This window comes from Pseudomonas sp. PDM28 (assembly GCF_019219115.1).
Taxonomy (GTDB): Bacteria; Pseudomonadota; Gammaproteobacteria; order Pseudomonadales; family Pseudomonadaceae; genus Aquipseudomonas; species Aquipseudomonas laurylsulfatiphila.
In genome coordinates, this window is the sequence record NZ_JAHUWG010000027.1 from 1 (window position 1) to 657 (window position 657).

Sequence of the window (657 nt, forward strand, 5' to 3'; positions counted from 1 at the left end):
TCATGACTGGGGTGAAGTCGTAACAAGGTAGCCGTAGGGGAACCTGCGGCTGGATCACCTCCTTAATCGACGACTCAGCTGCTCCATAAGTTCCCACACGAATTGCTTGATTCATTGAAGAAGACGATAGAAGCAGCTTTAAGCTCCAAGCTGATAGCTCAACGCTAACAGTTACGCGCTCGAAATTGGGTCTGTAGCTCAGTTGGTTAGAGCGCACCCCTGATAAGGGTGAGGTCGGCAGTTCGAATCTGCCCAGACCCACCAATTTTGTATGGGGCCATAGCTCAGCTGGGAGAGCGCCTGCCTTGCACGCAGGAGGTCAACGGTTCGATCCCGTTTGGCTCCACCATTAACTGCTTCGAAAGTTTGAGAGTTTAGAAATGAATATTCTGCAATGAATATTGATTTCTAGTCTTTTGATTAGATCGTTCTTTAAAAATTTGGGTATGTGATAGAAAGATAGACTGAACGTTACTTTCACTGGTAACGGATCAGGCTAAGGTAAAATTTGTGAGTGGCTCTTAGGAGCTCAATCGAATTTTCGGCGAATGTCGTCTTCATAGTATAACCAGATTGCTTGGGGTTATATGGTCAAGTGAAGAAGCGCATACGGTGGATGCCTTGGCAGTCAGAGGCGATGAAAGACGTGGTAGCCTG

General features: G+C 46.9%; 2 tRNA genes and 1 rRNA gene. All 3 read left to right on the forward strand.

From position 1 onward, the window contains the following. Positions 1-65, forward strand: a 16S ribosomal RNA gene (locus KW841_RS29420); the annotation flags it as partial. Positions 66-187: 122 nt separating this feature from the next. After that, positions 188-264 (forward strand) — tRNA-Ile (locus tag KW841_RS29425). A gap of 9 nt (positions 265-273) precedes the next feature. Beyond that, positions 274-349, forward strand: a tRNA-Ala gene (locus tag KW841_RS29430). Positions 350-657: the final 308 nt, after the last annotated feature.